The 16168-nt window shown below is 73.9% G+C and carries 16 protein-coding genes and 4 tRNA genes; 8 read left to right on the forward strand and 12 right to left on the reverse strand.

Features of this window, described 5'->3' with window-relative positions:
- Nucleotides 1-34 precede the first annotated feature (34 nt).
- Nucleotides 35-107 (reverse strand) — tRNA-Arg (locus MM438_RS10705).
- Between the two features lie 75 nt (nucleotides 108-182).
- On the opposite strand from MM438_RS10705, the gene MM438_RS10710 reads away from it, so the two are divergent.
- Nucleotides 183-899, forward strand: coding sequence for a 4'-phosphopantetheinyl transferase family protein (locus MM438_RS10710; protein WP_241452477.1), 717 nt, complete (start codon nucleotides 183-185; stop codon nucleotides 897-899).
- A gap of 39 nt (nucleotides 900-938) precedes the next feature.
- Here MM438_RS10710 and MM438_RS10715 read toward each other — a convergent pair whose 3' ends face one another.
- From MM438_RS10715 to MM438_RS10725, 3 genes are all read right to left on the reverse strand, one after another.
- Nucleotides 939-2252 (reverse strand): M1 family metallopeptidase, encoded by a 1314-nt coding sequence (locus MM438_RS10715; protein WP_241452478.1) that lies wholly within the window; start codon nucleotides 2250-2252, stop codon nucleotides 939-941.
- Entirely contained in the window at nucleotides 2249-6130 is a 3882-nt protein-coding gene (locus tag MM438_RS10720) for a Pls/PosA family non-ribosomal peptide synthetase (protein ID WP_241452479.1), read from the reverse strand. The genes MM438_RS10715 and MM438_RS10720 overlap by 4 nt, the downstream gene beginning before the upstream one ends.
- Before the next feature lie 103 nt (nucleotides 6131-6233).
- Nucleotides 6234-7391, reverse strand: coding sequence for a PrsW family intramembrane metalloprotease (locus MM438_RS10725; RefSeq protein WP_241452480.1), 1158 nt, complete (start codon nucleotides 7389-7391; stop codon nucleotides 6234-6236).
- Nucleotides 7392-7470: 79 nt separating this feature from the next.
- Here MM438_RS10725 and orn point away from each other — a divergent pair, with 79 nt between their 5' ends.
- Entirely contained in the window at nucleotides 7471-8109 is a 639-nt protein-coding gene (gene orn / locus MM438_RS10730) for an oligoribonuclease (protein WP_338155542.1), read from the forward strand.
- Between the two features lie 120 nt (nucleotides 8110-8229).
- A tRNA-His gene (locus MM438_RS10735) sits at nucleotides 8230-8302 on the forward strand.
- Nucleotides 8303-8435: 133 nt separating this feature from the next.
- Here MM438_RS10735 and MM438_RS16780 read toward each other — a convergent pair.
- Entirely contained in the window at nucleotides 8436-9950 is a 1515-nt protein-coding gene (locus MM438_RS16780) for a thioesterase domain-containing protein (protein WP_241452481.1), read from the reverse strand.
- Nucleotides 9947-10237 carry a hypothetical protein gene (locus MM438_RS10745; protein ID WP_241452482.1) on the reverse strand — a complete coding sequence of 97 codons (291 nt, stop codon included), beginning with the start codon at nucleotides 10235-10237 and terminating at the stop codon, nucleotides 9947-9949. The genes MM438_RS16780 and MM438_RS10745 overlap by 4 nt, the downstream gene beginning before the upstream one ends.
- Nucleotides 10238-10405: 168 nt before the next feature.
- On the opposite strand from MM438_RS10745, the gene MM438_RS10750 reads away from it, so the two are divergent.
- Both MM438_RS10750 and MM438_RS10755 read left to right on the forward strand, forming a co-directional pair.
- Entirely contained in the window at nucleotides 10406-11026 is a 621-nt protein-coding gene (locus MM438_RS10750) for a copper resistance CopC family protein (RefSeq protein WP_241452483.1), read from the forward strand.
- 25 nt (nucleotides 11027-11051) lie between these two features.
- Entirely contained in the window at nucleotides 11052-11291 is a 240-nt protein-coding gene (locus MM438_RS10755; protein WP_241452484.1) for a hypothetical protein, read from the forward strand.
- Nucleotides 11292-11433: 142 nt separating this feature from the next.
- On the opposite strand, the gene MM438_RS10760 is transcribed toward MM438_RS10755, so the two are convergent.
- The 3 genes from MM438_RS10760 to MM438_RS10770 form a co-directional block, all read right to left on the reverse strand.
- On the reverse strand, nucleotides 11434-11670 hold the full coding sequence (locus tag MM438_RS10760; RefSeq protein ID WP_241452485.1) for a transposase family protein: 237 nt from the start codon (nucleotides 11668-11670) through the stop codon (nucleotides 11434-11436).
- A 145-nt stretch (nucleotides 11671-11815) separates the two neighbouring features.
- Nucleotides 11816-11890 (reverse strand) — tRNA-Lys (locus MM438_RS10765).
- 166 nt (nucleotides 11891-12056) lie between these two features.
- Nucleotides 12057-12692: a DUF3618 domain-containing protein gene (locus MM438_RS10770; RefSeq protein ID WP_241452486.1), complete on the reverse strand. Its 636-nt coding sequence runs from the start codon at nucleotides 12690-12692 to the stop codon at nucleotides 12057-12059.
- A 170-nt stretch (nucleotides 12693-12862) separates the two neighbouring features.
- Here MM438_RS10770 and bcp point away from each other — a divergent pair, with 170 nt between their 5' ends.
- The 3 genes from bcp to arfB all read left to right on the forward strand — a co-directional run bounded on the left by bcp (nucleotide 12863) and on the right by arfB (nucleotide 13954).
- Nucleotides 12863-13333: a thioredoxin-dependent thiol peroxidase gene (gene bcp / locus MM438_RS10775; RefSeq protein ID WP_241452487.1), complete on the forward strand. Its 471-nt coding sequence runs from the start codon at nucleotides 12863-12865 to the stop codon at nucleotides 13331-13333.
- 39 nt (nucleotides 13334-13372) lie between these two features.
- Nucleotides 13373-13452, forward strand: a tRNA-Leu gene (locus MM438_RS10780).
- A gap of 49 nt (nucleotides 13453-13501) precedes the next feature.
- Entirely contained in the window at nucleotides 13502-13954 is a 453-nt protein-coding gene (arfB, locus tag MM438_RS10785) for an alternative ribosome rescue aminoacyl-tRNA hydrolase ArfB (RefSeq protein ID WP_241452488.1), read from the forward strand.
- A gap of 82 nt (nucleotides 13955-14036) precedes the next feature.
- On the opposite strand, the gene MM438_RS10790 is transcribed toward arfB, so the two are convergent.
- From MM438_RS10790 to MM438_RS10800, 3 genes are read right to left on the reverse strand one after another with little or no spacing between them, the layout of a single operon-like run.
- Nucleotides 14037-14639 carry an XTP/dITP diphosphatase gene (locus tag MM438_RS10790; RefSeq protein ID WP_241452489.1) on the reverse strand — a complete coding sequence of 201 codons (603 nt, stop codon included), beginning with the start codon at nucleotides 14637-14639 and terminating at the stop codon, nucleotides 14037-14039.
- Entirely contained in the window at nucleotides 14636-15385 is a 750-nt protein-coding gene (gene rph, locus MM438_RS10795) for a ribonuclease PH (protein WP_241452490.1), read from the reverse strand. Before rph ends, MM438_RS10790 begins: the two co-directional genes overlap by 4 nt.
- Nucleotides 15386-15399: 14 nt before the next feature.
- Nucleotides 15400-16137, reverse strand: a complete 738-nt coding sequence (locus MM438_RS10800) for a hypothetical protein (RefSeq protein ID WP_241452492.1) — start codon at nucleotides 16135-16137, stop codon at nucleotides 15400-15402.
- Nucleotides 16138-16168: the final 31 nt, after the last annotated feature.

The raw sequence follows: 16168 nt of genomic DNA on the forward strand, positions 1-16168 counted from the left end.
CATGATGCCTGGTGGCGGGGGAGTTTCCGCGTTGCGCCCCCAGCAGGACTCGAACCTGCAACCGTCGGATTAGAAGGCCGATGCTCTATCCGTTGAGCTATGGAGGCCGGGAGCACGAGTCTAGTCGCGTGTCGGACCCCTGCCGACGAGCGCGCATGGCGCGGCAGGGAGAGCATGGCGCCATGAAGACCGCCGACGTCGAGGTCCACGTCGCCCGCGTCGTCGACACCCCGGCGCTGCGCGGGCTGCTGGACGACGGCGAGCTCGCCCGGCTGGACACCCTCGTGCGGGCCCAGGACCGGGCCCGGCTGGTCGCCTCGCACGTGCTGCTGCGGCGGGCGCTCGCGGTGCGCTGCGGCGTCGACGCCGGCGAGATCGTGCTCGAGCGCCGGTGTCCCACCTGCGGATCCGACGAGCACGGCCGGTTGGAGGCCCCCGACCTGGGGGTGCACGTCTCGCTCGGGCACGCGGGTGACCTGGTCGCCGTCGCCCTCTCTCCCGACGGCCCGGTCGGCGTGGACGTGGAGGTCGAGTCGGCCTGCGACTTCGAGGGATTCGACGAGGTGTCGCTGCACCCCCAGGAGCAGGCCCGGCTGGCCGCCCTGCCCGAGGGCGAGCGCACCTGGGCTCGGGCGACCTGGTGGGTGCGCAAGGAGGCCACCCTCAAGGCCACCGGCCACGGCCTGACGGTCGATCCGGCCAGCGTGCGGGTGACCCCGCCGGACGAGGAGCCCGCCGTCGTCGGGTGGCCCGAGGAGCCTCGTCCCGTCATCCATCTGGAGGACCTGCGGGTACCGGACGGGCACGTGGCGGCCGTGGCGCTGCACGACGCCGACGACCGGGTCGCCGCGATGGAGGTCACCCGCCGCGACGGGGACGAGCTGCTCGACCTCGGTTGAGCCCGCCGCCGAGGGCGGCTGCCCCGAGCGCAGCCGCCCTCAGCGGGTGGGCAGCCGGGGCAGGGTGGGCTGCAGCAGCCAGCTGTGCAGCAGGGTGCGGACCGCCTCCCCGCCATACGACTCGGCGTGGTCCAGGAAGTCCTGCGTCGTCACGGTGCCGTGCAGGTGGTCCGCGACCCAGGTCCGCACCAGCGAGCCGAAGGCCTCCTCCCCCAGGGTCATCCGCAGCGCGTGCAGCGTCAGGGCGCCACGCTTGTAGACCCGGTCGTCGAACATGTCCTCCGCGCCGGGGTCGGCGAGCACCAGGTCCTGCGGCTGGGCCGAGAGCGACCGGTGCCAGCGGCGGGCGTAGGCATCCGTGGACTGACCGCCGCCGACGGGCGCCCACAGCCACTCGGCGTAGCACGCGAAACCCTCGTTGAGCCAGATGTGCTGCCAGCTCGCGAGACCCACGGCGTTGCCGAACCACTGGTGCGCGAGCTCGTGGGCGACGAGCCGCTCCTCGTGCCGCCGCCCGTGGCAGTGGTTGGCCCCGAAGGTGCTGAAACCTTGCGACTCGAGCGGGATCTCGAGGGGGTCGTCGGTGACCACCACGTCGTACGCCCCGAAGGGATAGGGCCCGAAGAGGTCGGTGAAGAGCGCCACCATCTGCGGCTGCCGTCCGAAGTCGTGCAGGGCCTGGGCGCGCAGCCGCGCCGGCGCGTGGATCCGTTGCGGCACGGGCGCGTCCGCGAGCGGGATCGTGGCATAGGGGCCGATCTGCAGGCTCGCGAGATAGCTCGCCATCGGCTCGCGCTGCTCGTAGGTCCAGGTGGTCCGGGACCCGCGGGTGACCCGTCCGACGAGCTCGCCGTTGGTGACGACGGCGTAGGGCGAGTCGCAGGTCACCTCGAAGGAGTACGACGCCTTCAGCCCCGGCACGTCGTTGCACGGGAACCACGTGGGTGCGCCGTCGGGCTGCCCGGCGACGAGGACGCCGTCGGTGAGCTCCTCCCAGCCGACCTCGCCCCAGGGCCCGCGGGAGGGGGCCGGGTTGCCGTTCCACTGGATCTCCACGGCCGCGCTGGTGCCGGGGCCGATCTCCCGGGGCAGGGTCACGGTGAGCCGAGCACCCTTGTGGGCGTAGCGTGCCCGCCCCCCGTCGACGAGCACCTTGACGACCGCCAGCCGCGGCGCCAGGTCGAAGGTCACCTTGCGCACGCGGGTCACCGGCTCGACGACGACGCGGGCCCGCCCGGACAGCCGGTTGCTGGCGACGCGGTAGTCCAGCACCAGGTCGTGGTGCACGGGCCGCCAGGTGGGGTCGCCGTGGGTCGGGACATAGGGATCGGCGTGGGCCGAGGCAGGGCTCATGCGCCCACCTGCCAGGGGGCGACCGGGTTGCCGATCCAGCGGGTGCCGTCGGGGACGTGCTCGCCGCGCAGCACCAGGGAGGAGGGGCCGACGGTGGTGGCCGCGCCCAGGCTCGCCGCGGGCAGGATGACGCCGTGCGGGCCCATGGTGGAGCCGGCGTCGAGGGTGACGGTGTCCATCTGCATGATCCGATCATGGAAGAGGTGCGTCTGCAGCACGCACCCCCGGTTGACGCTGACGCCGTCGCCGAGGGTGACCAGGTCGGCCTCCGGCAGCCAGTAGGTCTCGCACCACACGCCTCGCCCGATCGTGGCGCCCAGCAGCCGCAGCCACAGGTTGAGCACCGGCGTCCCGGTCGCGGTCCATGCGAACCACGGCGCCGCGAGGATCTCCACGAAGGTGTCGACCACCTCGTTGCGCCAGACGAAGGTGCTCCACAGCGGGTGCTCCACGACGCGGAGGCGTCCGACGAGCAGCCACTTCACGGCGACGGTGACCAGGCCTGCGACGACGCCGGCGAGCAGCAGCACCACTCCCCCGGCGAGGGCCGCGGCCCACAGGCCGACGCCCGCCCACGCGAGCTCGAGCGCACCCACGACGCACACGGCGAGCGCCACGGTGCACACCACCGGCACGAGGCGGCACAGCTCGACGAGGGCGCGGGCGACCTTGAGCCGGCGGCGGGGGCGATAGGTGCGGGAGACGTCGTGGTCGGTGGCCTGGCGCTGCAGCCGCACCGGCGGCGAGCCGAGCCAGGAGGAGCCGGACTTGGACTTGCGGGGGGCGGCGGACAGCACGGCGACCAGGCCGTTCTTGGGCACCGAGCGTCCGGGCGCGGTCATCCCGGAGTTGCCGAGGAAGGCCCGCTTGCCGACCTTGGCGCGCTCGATGTGCACCCAGCCCCCGCCGAGCTCGTACGACGCGATCATGGTGTCGTCGGCGAGGAAGGAGCCCTCCCCGATCCGGGTCATGGCGGGCAGCAGCAGGACCGTGGAGGCCTCGACGTTGCGGCCGACCTTGGCGCCGAGCAGGCGCAGCCACACCGGCGTGAACAGGCTGGCGTAGATCGGGAACAGCAGCGTCCGGGCGCTGTCGAGCAGCCGCTCGGTGGCCCAGACCTGCCAGCCGATCCGGCTGCGGACGGGGTGGTGCCCGGGTCGCAGCCCGAGGCCGAGGAGGCGGACGGACACCAGGGTGAGCAGCATCAGGGCGAGCATGGAGACGACGGTGGCGACCGGGGTCCAGGCGAGGGCCGCGAGCAGCGCCTGCCGCAGGCCGGAGGTGCCGTCGACCGCCCGCAGGAGCAGCGCCGCACCGGGCACCGCCGCGAGGGTGGGCAGGAGCCCGACGACGACGGCGCTCGCGGCGTACAGCCACAGCCAGGCGCGGGAGCGGACGGGTCGCTCGGCAGGCCAGGTGGGGCGGGCGCGACCGACGCGGGTCGCGGGCGAGCCCGCCCACAGCTGGCCGTCGGGGACGACGCCGGTGACGTAGGAGCCGGGCAGGACCGCGGCGTCGCGCCCGACCTCGGCGCCGGGGCCCAGGGTGGAGCGGCCGCCGACGACGGCGCCGGGCCGCACGGTCACCCGCCCGACGTGGAGGACGTCGCCGTCGAGCCAGTGGCCGGCGAGGTCGACCTCCGGCTCGACGGAGCAGCCGCGGCCAAGGGTGAGCAGCCCGGTGACCGGCGGGAGGGTGTGCAGGTCGACGTCGGGCCCGACGGTCGCGCCGAGGGCCTTGGCGTAGTAGACGATCCACGGCGCCCCCGCCATGGTCACGGCACCCACGGACTCGGCGAGCCGCTCCACGGCCCAGATCCGCAGGTGCACCGAGCCGCCGCGCGGATAGGTCCCGGGCTGCAGCCCGCGCAGCAGCAGGCGGGCGCCGAGCACGGTGATGCCCATCCGCCCGACCGGGGTGAGCAGCAGCACCCACGCGAGCGCGATCGCCCACCAGGGCGCGGTGGGGGCCCAGGGCACGTCCACCAGGAGGTGGGCGAGGTTGTTGACCAGGGCGACGGCGACGAGCCACTGCAGCCCGGTGAGCGTCGACAGCGGTATGCCGAGAAGCATCTGGGTCAGCTGGGCGCGCCGCGGCACCGGCCGCACCGCGCGCGGCGGGGTGCTGTCGGTGCGCAGCCGCGCCGCCATACCGTCGAGGTAGTCCGCCTGGTCGGCCAGCCGGGGGTGGGCGTAGGCGTCGGCGACGGTGACCTCGGGGTGGGTGCGCCGCAGCACCGAGACGAGCTGGGCCGTGGTGAGGGAGGACCCGCCGAGGCCGAAGAAGTCGTCGTCGGGGCTGGTGACCGGGGCGCCGAGGACGGCGGACCACTGCTCGGCGAGCCAGGCCGCGGTGCCGGTGAGCTCGACCCCGTCGTCGCCGCGGGCGGGGGCCAGGTCGGGCAGCGGCCAGGGCAGGGCGGCACGGTCGACCTTGCCGGAGGTCTTGGTGGGCAGGGTGTCGGTGACGGCGATGAGCGGCACCAGCGCGGCGGGCAGGACGCCCGCGAGCTCCTGGCGGGCCGCGGCGCGGTCGAAGGTCGCCGGGGCGGCCGGGACGACGTAGCCCACGAGCACCTGGTTGCCCGCGTCGGTGGTCTTGACCGCGGCGGCGGCGCCGACGACCTCGGGCAGCGCCTGCAGCGCGGCGTCCACCTCACCGAGCTCGATCCGCCGGCCGCCGAGCTTGATCTGCTCGTCCGCGCGACCCATGAAGATCAGTCCGGTGGGCTCGTAGCACACCAGGTCGCCCGAGCGGTAGGCCCGCTCCCACCCGAGGAGCGGGAGCGGGGCGTACTTCTCGGCGTCCTTGGCCGGGTCGAGGTAGCGCGCGAGGCCGACGCCGCCGATGATCAGCTCGCCCACCTCGCCCTCGGCGACGAGCTCGCCGTCCTTGACCACCGCCAGCTCCCAGCCGTCCAGGGGCAGGCCGATCGACACGGCCCCCTCCCCCGTCATCTCGGCACCGCAGGCGACGACGGTGGCCTCGGTGGGGCCGTAGGTGTTCCACACCTCCCGGCCGGGGCGCACGAGCCGCTCGGCGAGCTCGGGCGGGCAGGCCTCGCCGCCGAAGATCAGCAGCCGCACCGCGTCCAGGCTCTCCGCCGGCCACAGCGCCGCCAGCGTCGGCACCGTCGAGACGATCGTGATGCCCCGCTCGACCAGCCAGGGCCCGAGGTCCATGCCGGTGCGGACCAGTGCGCGGGGCGCGGGCACCAGGCAGGCGCCGTGACCCCACGCGAGCCACATCTCCTCGCAGCTCGCGTCGAAGGCCACCGACAGCCCGGCCAGCACCCGGTCGCCCGGGCCCTGCGGCGCCTCCTGCAGGAACATCCGCGCCTCGGCGTCCACGAAGGCCGCCGCGCTGCGGTGGGTGACGGCGACGCCCTTGGGGGTGCCCGTGGAGCCGGAGGTGAAGATCACCCAGGCGTCGTCGTCCAGGCCGGGTCGCGGGTCGGCGTCCGGCTCGCGGTCGGCGTCGAGGTCCAGGCGCAGCAGCCGCAGGCCCGCGGTCACCACGACGGCCGCGCGCGCCTCGGCGAAGACGAGCTCAGCGCGCTCGCTGGGGTCGTCGGCGTCGACCGGGACGTAGGCCGCGCCCGCGAGGAGGGTCGCCACGATCGCGACGTACAGCTCGCAGGTCCCGGAGGGGACCCGGATGCCGACCTTGTCGCCGCGGCGGACCCCCTCGCCGCGCAGCCGCTCGGCGAAGGCGCCGGCCTCGGCCAGCAGCTCGGTGTAGGTGAGGACCCGGGTGCCGTCGTCCAGCGCCGGGGCGGCGGGGTGCTCCCGGGCCACCTGCTCCAGGACGTCGACGAGGGTGCGCGGGTCGGGGGTCCGGGCGCCGATCAGCTGGGCTCGTGCCACGTGGTTCGTCATCCCTGTCCGTCATGACGCCCCGGCCGACCGGACCTGGCGACCAGGTCGGCGCGGCCGTGGGGCCGTGGCGCGGGGCGTGCGAATCGTTAACCTGCCGTTAACCTTACCGCGTCGGGCCCGGGGCGAGCTCGGCACGGCAGCGAACCACCCGGTCGAGCAGGCGACGCTCCTCGGCCAGGACCGCGTCGTCGACATCGCCGAGCTGCATCCGGTGCCGCAGCATCGCCAGGTCGCTGGCCGCGTCCAGGAAGCCGGTCATCGCCACCTTGCCGGGCCGGCCGTGCGCGGCGCTCGCCCAGGCCAGGGCCTGGCGGCGGGCGGCCACCGAACCGAGCATCCAGACCTCCGCGTCGGTGAACCAGCCGGCCCGGGCATAACGGCCCAGCTCGGTGACCACGGTGCGGGCCTCGCGGCGCCGCGCCCACAGGGCGAGCAGCACGAAGGCCACGAAGACGGGGGCCTGCATGGACAGGTAGCCCGCGAGGAAGCCGTCCAGCCCGGCGACCGCCGAGAGGTTCCACGCCGCGTGCAGGGCCACGGCGAGGGTCCAGCCCAGCAGCGGCGCGAGCACGCGCACCACCCCGGGCCGGCGGTAGGTCGCCACGCCCACCCCGAAGCCCGTGCAGCAGGTGAAGATCGGGTGGGCGAAGGGCCCGACGACGCCGCGCAGCAGGAAGGTCGCGAACAAGCCCTCCGCGCCCGCCTCGTTGAACGCCCGCCCCAGGTAGAGGATGTTCTCGCCGAACGCGAAGCCGGCCGCGATGATCCCGGCATACACCAGGCCGTCGACCACGCCGTCCAGCTCCCAGCGCTGCAGGCGCAGGACGAGCACCAGGCCGAGCCCCTTCGCGGTCTCCTCGACCACGGGCGCGACGAGCACGGCGCCGACGCTGGTCGGGCTCTCCCCGGTGGCCCCCGCGATGATCGCCATGGTGCCGGTGTTGGCGACGAGCGCGACGGCGGTGGCCACCAGGGCACCCCAGGCCAGCGCCACGAGCAGCAGCCAGCGGGGCTCGGCCTCGAGCCGGTCGATCCACAGGAAGGACGGGACGACGATCCCGAGCGGCAGCGCGGCGAAGATCAGGCCGAGCAGCCCGGCCCCGAGCCCGGTCGAGCCCCCCACGGCGGCGACGAAGACCAGCGCGCACAGCCCGAACCCGATCACGAGCAGCGCGGAGACGAGCAGCCGGCGGAGCACGCCGTGAGGGGCGAGGAGGGGACGACCTGCCCCCGTCCCGCTCTCCCCCCGGTCACGGCTCATGCGTGCAGGGTAACCGCTGGCCACGTCCGCCCACCGATGCGTCTGCGGAGGTCCGGGCCGGGCTCGCTATGGTGATCAGGTGACTTCGACGCCCACCGACAAGGCCCTGACCGACCGCATCGTCTGGATCGACTGCGAGATGACCGGTCTGTCGCTGACCGACGACGCGCTCATCGAGGTCGCGGCCCTGGTCACCGACTTCGAGCTCAACCAGCTCGGCGACGGGATCGACGTCATCGTCCGCCCGCCCGCCGAGGCGCTGGAGCAGATGAACGACTTCGTCCGCGAGATGCACACGACGAGCGGGCTGCTCGCCGAGCTCGAGGGGGGTATGTCGATGGCCGACGCCGAGGCCGCCGTCCTGGGCTACATCCGCGAGTGGGTGCCCGAGCCTGGCAAGGCGCCGCTGGGCGGCAACACCGTGGCCACCGACCGTGGCTTCCTCGCCCGGGACATGCCCGAGCTGGAGGCCCACCTGCACTACCGCATCATCGACGTCTCCTCGATCAAGGAGCTGTCGCGCCGGTGGTACCCGCGGGCCTACTTCAACTCCCCCAAGAAGTTCGGCGGCCACCGGGCGCTCGCGGACATCACCGAGTCGATCGCCGAGCTGCGGTACTACCGCGAGGCGGTCTTCGTGCCGCAGCCGGGCCCGACCAGCGACCAGGCCAAGGCGATCGCGAGCAAGTACGGCTCGCCCGACCCGACCGCCTCCTGACCGACACGGCGGCTCCCGGCGGGGTCCGGGTGGCGCCCACCGACCCGTGGTCACGGGCACCCGAATTTCGCGCTAGTATTGTCCGCGCTGCTCGTCACGGTCTCCGTGGCAGCTCGCATGGTGGGTGTAGCTCAGCTGGTAGAGCACCTGGTTGTGGTCCAGGTGGCCGCGGGTTCAAGTCCCGTCACTCACCCTGGCAACGGCCCTGACTCGGACACATGTCCTGGTCAGGGCCGTTTCGTATGCCGGGGGTCCTCCCCCGGCGACCGTGCCGCCTGCCCCTCCACCTGGCCCCCGACGACCGTGGGATCCCGGCAGCCGGCTGCTCACCCGCCGCCGAGAGGTCCGGGCCGGCCGCCGTCCAGGCGCCGCCGCACGTAGACCCGCCGCACCGAGGTCGTCGCCTCCCCCTGCGGCAGCACCCCCTCCTCGCGCAGCTGCGCCACCACGGGCCGCAGCGAGGGGTCGGCGGGCGCCGCCCGGTCCACCTCGCGGGCGGCCTGCACGTACGTCCCCAGCGCGTGGTTGCCCGCGGGGTCGGGCAGCCCGCTCGCGAACCGCACGGTCACCCGGCGGGCCTGGTCGCGGTTGGCCCGCCCGTCGAGCTTGGTGACCACGTCCTGGTCGCCGTCCAGCGCGAGCGTGGTGACGCCGTCGGGCTGCCGGAGGCTACCGATGGGCGCCCCGGCGGTGACGACGTGGGTGACCCGGTAGCCCCGGCGACGCAGCTCGGTGGCGGCGACGAGGGCCGCCATACCGCCCTGGGAGTGCCCGGCGAGGGTGATCGGGACGTCCCGCGGCACGCCGGAGTCCACGACCGCGGCCACCACCCCGCGGGAGTAGGCCGAGTCCTCGCCGCCGAGGAGCCGCACGTTGCCGCCCAGGTCACGCACCCGGTCGTCGACGGCGCCGGGGGCGCTCCACGCGTCGGTGCCGGGCACGTCCACCACGAGGGCGCGGCGGGCCGTCCCGTCGGGCGCCGTGGAGGTGATGGTCCGCAGGGCGACGGCGCCGTCCGGGGCGTCGTTGGTCTCGGCGACCCCGGTGAGCAGGTCGGCCACCCCGCGGGGGGTCTCTGCCGGGGTGTGGGCGAGCAGCGACGAGTCCGCCGCGGGGTCGACGCGGGGCGGGGCGGGCTGGTCGGTGATGGCGGGCTCGCCGTCCGCCCACCGGTCCGCGAGGGCGTGGGCGTCGACCCCGACGGCGGTCGCCTCGGCATGGGGACCGATGGGGGCCTGGCCGCGACGGGCCTGGTCATGGGCGGCGAAGGACGCCGCCAGCACCGCCGCCCCGTTGAGGTCGTGCTCCAGCGCCGGGCCTCGGTCGACCGCCCAGCGGCCGAACGCCTCCTGGGGGTCCAGCGGCTCGCCCGCCGCGACCGACTCGGCGACGTAGCCGTCGAGCACCCCTGCGGCGACGAGCTCCGGCTGCCCGAGCGCCACCGCGGCCCGCACCGCGACCCGGCTCGCGTCGACGCCGTCCCACAGCGTGGTGGCGGTCCGCTCCGCCAGGTCGTAGGCCGCGGCGGCGGTCACCAGGTCGCGCCCGAGCGCGCTCGCCCCGAGGCCCACGACCAGTGGCGAGGTCGGCCCGATCGCCACCGGGGCCAGGGCCGCCTGGGCGACGGCAGCCGTGGCCGGAGACAGCCCCGCCGTCGCCGACACGGCCCCCGCGGCCCGGGCCACCGCCAGCGCCACCGCGCCCTCGGACAGCTCCTCGGCCACCTGACGGCACAGCAGCCCGAGGCGCTGCACGTCGTCGACCACGACGCGGACGCCACCCGCACCGCCGACGACCCCGGTGATCCGCACGCCCTGCCCGGCATACGACTCGTCGCTCACCGGGCCACTCCCTCGACGCAGACCCGGGCCGCCCGCTCCACCGCTGCCAGACCGGCCGTCACCGCCTCGACGTGTGCCCGGACCGCCGCGGCCGCCAGCTGCGTCTGCCGACTGCTCGCCCGCAGCAGCAGGAGCAGCCCGCCGACCTGCTGCTGGGCGAGGTCCGCGGCAGCGGACTCCCAGTCCACCGCCGCGGCCTCAGCCGCCACCCGGGCCGCCGCCACGGCCAACCACTCCGCCCGCTCGTCCAGCTCGCGCGCGCACCCGGCCAGCATCACCACGTCCATCCACACCCTCCTCGACCACGTCGCCACGCCCGACGACCGCGTCCGAGACTAAGGACGCCGGCGCCGCACCGACCGGCGGACGTGACACCCTGGGGACGAACGACCACCGGACCGCGTCGCGCTGTGGACAACCTGCCCCGCAGACGCGGTCCCGACCCGGAGGACCGCGTGACCACCCCGACCCGTGCCCGTATGCCGCTCGCTGCGCTCGTCAGCGTCCTCGCCCTGGTCTGGGGACTGCTGGCCGCACCCACTGCGTCGGCCCACTCCGCCCTCGTGGGGTCCGACCCTGCCGACGGCGCCACGCTGGCGGCTGCGCCGCGGGCGGTGTCGCTGACCTTCAACGAGACGGTCAAGGGGCAGTTCAGCAAGATCCTGGTGACCGGGCCGGACGGGGCCCAGCTGCCGGTGACCACGAGCAGCGCCGGGCCCACGGTCACCGCGTCGCTGCCGACCGGGCTGGGCGGCGGAGCCTACCGCGTGGTCTACAGCGTGGTGAGCGCCGACACCCACCGGATCTCGGGGCAGATCACCTTCACGGTCAAGGGCGCCCCCGCCGCAGCCACGGCCTCCGCAAGCACCCCGAGCACCACCACCTCGAGCGCGCCGTCCGCCGCCGCCCCGACGACCTCGGCTGCGCCTCGCCGCAGCTCGGGCGGCGCGTGGGGCTGGATCCTTCCGCTGGTCTCGCTCGGCCTGGTGATCCCGCTCGTGTGGGCCGGGCGGCGCCAGGCCCGCCGCAGGAGCCGCGCCACCCGCGCGGAGGAGCTCGACGAGCACCTGCGCTGAGAGAGCCGACGACCACGCTCGGCCGGTGCAGACTCAGCCTGGGCACAACCAGACCCGGCGAGCTGCGCGGGTCCGTCACATGGGTATGTGGGAAGGACAAACATTGCGAAGGAAATTTCTAGCCCTTCACAGCCTGTCCGCCGCCACCAGCATCCTCCTTCTGACGCTGGCGGTCCTGTGGCTCGAGGATCCGATCATCCGATGCCTGGCAGGCATCGGCATCGTCGTCATGGTGTCCATGCTGGTGAGGATGTTCCGGGTGTAGCCCAGGAATCTTCTCCCGGGACCGGGGTCCACCCTTTCCTTCCTCAGCCGAGAGATGGAGGCGTGCCTCTCCGTGCTCCAAGGAGCCCAGAAGGGTCCGGCCGGGCACTGCGCAGATCCTCTTCCTGGTCTCGACCACGACATCAGTCGAATGAATGTTCTTGCCCATAGCCTCGTGGGGAGGAGATGCAGACGGCCGGTTCGGGGCGGGCGTACCGGCGCTTGACCCACACCAGCCGCACCGGCCGACCGAACGAGGGCACGTCCACCGAGGTCACGTCGTCACGGTCGTGGGCGTGCGCGACGACACCGCACACCGGGCACCCTGCCACGTCCGGCAGCGACTCGACCCGCACCACCAGCCACGCCGCCGTGCTCAACCCACGCTCGAGTCCGAAGAGCCAGATCGGGATGGACAGGCGGTGCGTGCTCCCTGGGGAGACATGACCCCCGGCGGTCGCGCGGACTCACCTCGCCCGGGCACGACGAAGGCCCTGGTCGGATGACCAGGGCCTTCGTGAAGTCTGGTGCGCCGCCAGGGATTCGAACCCCGAACCCAGTGATTAAGAGTCACTTGCTCTGCCATTGAGCTAGCGGCGCAACGAGGTGAAACTCTAGCAGCAAACCGCCCGACAGTGAAATCGAGGGTCTGACCACTCCTGCGACGGCCCGTCCGCAGCGCGCCGCACACGTCGGACGCGCCTCCAGGCACGCCGCCGCCCCGGCCGTGCGACGCGGCCGGGGCGGGAAGAAGGAGGAGGTGGTGTCAGTCCTCGTCGCCGTTGCGCTTGGCGACGCCCATGGCGACCAGCGCCGCGCCGAGGACGGCGAGGCCGGTGGCCACGCGGTCGGTGCGGAGCTCGCCGTCGCTGTCGTGGGTGACCTCGTCGAGCTTGAGGCGGGCCTGGTCGGCGGCGACCTGGGCGCGCGTCTTGAGGTCGGTGCCGGCCGCGCCCTCGGTGACGTAGGTCGTGGTGCCGTCGGCGTTGGTGGTGGTGCTGGCGAAGCCCTGGCCGGAGGTGCTCGAGGAGCGCGAGGAGGTCAGGTCCTGGACCTTGGCCGTGGCCTGCGCCTTGAGGTCACCGGCCTTGGCGGTCGCCTGCGCCTTGAGCTCGTCGGCCTTGACCATGGCCTGCAGCTTGAGGTCCTCGGCCTTGGCCTTGGCGATGTCGACCGCGGACGCGTCCTCGTCGTGGGCGATGCCGTAGCCGTCGGCCGACGTGGTGCCCATGAACGAGCGGTACTTGCTCATCAGCGTCGAGCGGAGCGCACGCTTCTGCTCCTCGACGATGTTCTTGGGCTGCGCACGGAAGGCCAGCTCGTCGATGGTGGCGGCCAGCCGCTCGCGGCTCTTGGCAATGTCGGACTCGAGCTCGGACACGGACTTGTTCTGGTCGGTCACGATGATCTCCTCGTGCGGTCGTTAGGCGTGCTGGACGCAGGTCCTCGATGTGACGATAACGCAGGCGGGGTGCCCTGGTCGGGATCCCGCGCAGACGCGGCTCGACCCTCGTCATACCCCCTAGGCTCGGGCTGCAACCACCCGCCGCAGACACCCCTTGGAGGCTCCCCGTGGCCCGTCTCGAGACCGGCGACCTCGCGCCCGACTTCACGCTCCCCTCCGACACCGGCGAGCAGGTCTCGCTGCGGGACTTCCGAGGGCGCAAGGTGATCCTGTTCTTCTACCCCGCGGCGATGACGCCCGGCTGCACCACCCAGGCCTGCGACTTCCGGGACTCGCTGGAGCGGTTGCGGGCCGCGGGCTACGAGGTGGTCGGCATCAGCAAGGACGCCCCCGAGCGGCTGGCGCGCTTCCGCGAGAAGGAGGGCCTCACCTATCCCCTGCTCGGCGATCCCGAGCTGGCGGTGCTGCAGGCCTACGGCGCGTATGGCGAGAAGAAGAGCTACGGCAAGACCATCACCGGGGTCATCCGCTCCACCGTGGTCGTCGACGAGCAGGGCCGGGTCGAGCTCGCGCGCTACAACGTCAAGGCCAAGGGGCACGTCGCGATGCTGTCCGGCCTGCTCGGCCTGGGCGAGTAGTCTCGCCCCCAGCCCGGCGGTGCCAGCCGACCGGGTCTCGCGCACGTGGTGGAACTGGCAGACACGCAGGATTTAGGTTCCTGTGCTCCGGCGTGCGGGTTCGAGTCCCGCCGTGCGCACCGCCCCGCCCCTCCTCCCTGCCTGCGGCCGGGTTGCGATGATGGCCATATGCCGACCCGCGACCTGTCCGTGCCGCCCGGACCCGGGCTGCCCCAGGGTCTCGTGATCCCCGCCGCCGAGCTCGTCGAGCGCTTCTCGCGCAGCTCCGGCCCGGGTGGGCAGGGCGTCAACACGACCGACTCGCGCGTCCAGCTGTCGTGGTCACCGGTGTCGTCGGCCGCGCTCACCGAGTCCCAGCGCAGCCGCGTCGTGGCGCACCTGGGTGCCCGGCTCGTCGACGGCGCGGTCACCGTGGACGCCTCCGAGCACCGCTCGCAGCGCCGCAACCGGGTGGCCGCCCGCGAGCGCCTCGCCGCGGACCTGCGGGCCGCCCTGGCCCCGCCGCCGCCCGCCCGGCGAGCGACCAAGCCCACCAAGGGCTCTCAGCGACGGCGCCTCGCTGCCAAGGCGCGTCGCTCCGACGTGAAGTCCCACCGGGCGCGCCCCGCACGCGACGACTGAGCCTGGTGTCGAGCTGCCCGCACGGACGAGGCTCCTGGGGCGGGGCACGTCGACCCGCTCGCCCGTGCGGAGCCCGAGCGGCTCAGCCGAGCAGCCGGGGGATCTCCGCCGCGAGCGCCCGGAAGGCCTTGCCGCGGTGGGAGATCGCGTTCTTCTCCTCCGCGGCGAGCTCGGCGGCGGTGCGGGTGTCGCCGTCGACCTGCAGGATCGGGTCGTAGCCGAAACCGTTGTCCCCACGCGGCTCCCGGGTCAGCGTCCCCGGGAAGTCGCCCTCCCGGCAGACGACCGTGCCGTCCGGGAGCGCGACCACGGCGGCGCAGCGGAAGCGCGCTCCTCGGTGCTCGTCCGGCACGTCGGCGAGCTGGGCGAGCAGCAGGTCGAGGTTGGCCCGGTCGTCGCCGTGGCGTCCCGCCCAGCGTGCGGAGAAGACCCCGGGGGCGCCGCCGAGCACGTCGACGGACAGCCCCGAGTCGTCGGCGACGGCAGGCAGGCCCGTCGTCCGGGCGGCATAGGTGGCCTTGAGCGTGGCGTTGGCCTCGAAGGTCACGCCGGACTCGACGACGTCCTCCAGCCCGGGGAAGGCGTCGAGCCCGACGACCTCGACGTCCGGCAGCGTCTCGGCGAGGATCGCCTGCAGCTCGCGGACCTTGCCGGCGTTGCGGGTGGCGAGGACCAGGCGGCTCATCGGATCCGCTCCCGCGGCGCCTGCTCGAGCGCTTCGGCCTGCAGCCGGGTGAGCTCGGCGCAGCCGTCGGTCGCGAGGACGAGCAGCGCGTCCAGCGTGGCCTTGTCGAAGGGCTCGGCCTCGGCGGTGCCCTGCACCTCGACGAAGCGCCCGTCGCCGGTCATCACGACGTTCATGTCGGTGTCGGCGGTGGAGTCCTCGGGGTAGTCCAGGTCGAGGACCGGCTGCCCCTGGACGACGCCCACCGACACGGCGGCGACCGAGCCCCGCAGCGGCTGCGCGGTCCGGGCGATGGCGCCCTGCTCCCGTCCGGTGGTGATGGCGTCCGCGAGCGCGACATACGCACCGGTGATGGCGGCGGTGCGGGTGCCGCCGTCGGCCTGCAGCACGTCGCAGTCGACGACGATCGTGTTCTCCCCCAGCGCCTTCGTGTCGACGACGGCACGCAGGGAGCGGCCGACCAGCCGGGAGATCTCGTGGGTGCGGCCACCGATCCTGCCCTTGACCGACTCCCGGTCGGAGCGGGTGTTGGTCGAGCGCGGGAGCATGGCGTACTCCGCCGTCACCCACCCCTTGCCCTGCCCCTTGAGCCAGCGCGGCACACCCTCGGTGAAGCTGGCCGCGCACAGGACCCGGGTGCGCCCGAACTCGACGAGCACCGAGCCCTCGGCGTGGTCGAGCCAGTTGCGGGTGATCCGGATCTCGCGGAGCTGGTCGGGGGCGCGGCCGTCGTGGCGATCAGTCATGTCCCCCAGCCTAGTCAGGGCGTATGCCGACCGGCGTCGTCCGGCTGCGCCAGCCGACGACGCTGCGCCGCGCCCACGGCCACGATGATCGCCGCCCACAGGCAGGTGGTGCCCACCACGGCGGCGTAGTGCGCGGTCCACTCCCCGGGCGTGCCCTCGAAGGTGGTCAGCCCGTCGCGGAAGGCCAGCACGTCCTCGAAGACCCCGAGGCTCTGGTGCCCGCCGGACGAGCGAGCGCCGATCTGCACCTCCATCACCCGCACCCAGCCGTAGGCCCACACCGGCCACAGGACCCAGCGCAACCGGCGGCCGACGCCGGTGGCCCGCAGCACCCGCCACATCACCCACGGGCCGTAGAACCAGCTCACCACGGGCACGATCCACCCCAGGAGGCTGGTGAAGTCACCGCTCGGCCGGGCGGACGGGTCGAGCCGCTGCGCCAGTCGCTCGGCGCAGCGCACCCAGGTGTAGCCCGTCAGCAGCATCGCGATGTCGACGATGGCTGCCACGTTGCTCCACCCCTCCAGCGAACGCTCCAGCTCCCACCAGTGCTCGTTGCCGACCGGCGGGGCGGCGTGCGCGGTGACGAGCAGTCGCAGCAGGACCGCGTTGAGCACCAGCCAGGCCAGGGCCAGGGCGATCGCCGCCCACCCCACCCGACGCTGCCAGGCCACGGCGTGCGCCAGCCCCTTCGTCTGCACCATCTCCACCTGCACCGGGCCCCCGCCCGCCACCGCCACGCCCTTCGTCATACCCCAACGCTAGCCAACGATGTTCACCTCC

This window comes from Arsenicicoccus dermatophilus, assembly GCF_022568795.1.
In the GTDB taxonomy this organism is placed as follows: Bacteria; Actinomycetota; Actinomycetes; order Actinomycetales; family Dermatophilaceae; genus Arsenicicoccus; species Arsenicicoccus dermatophilus.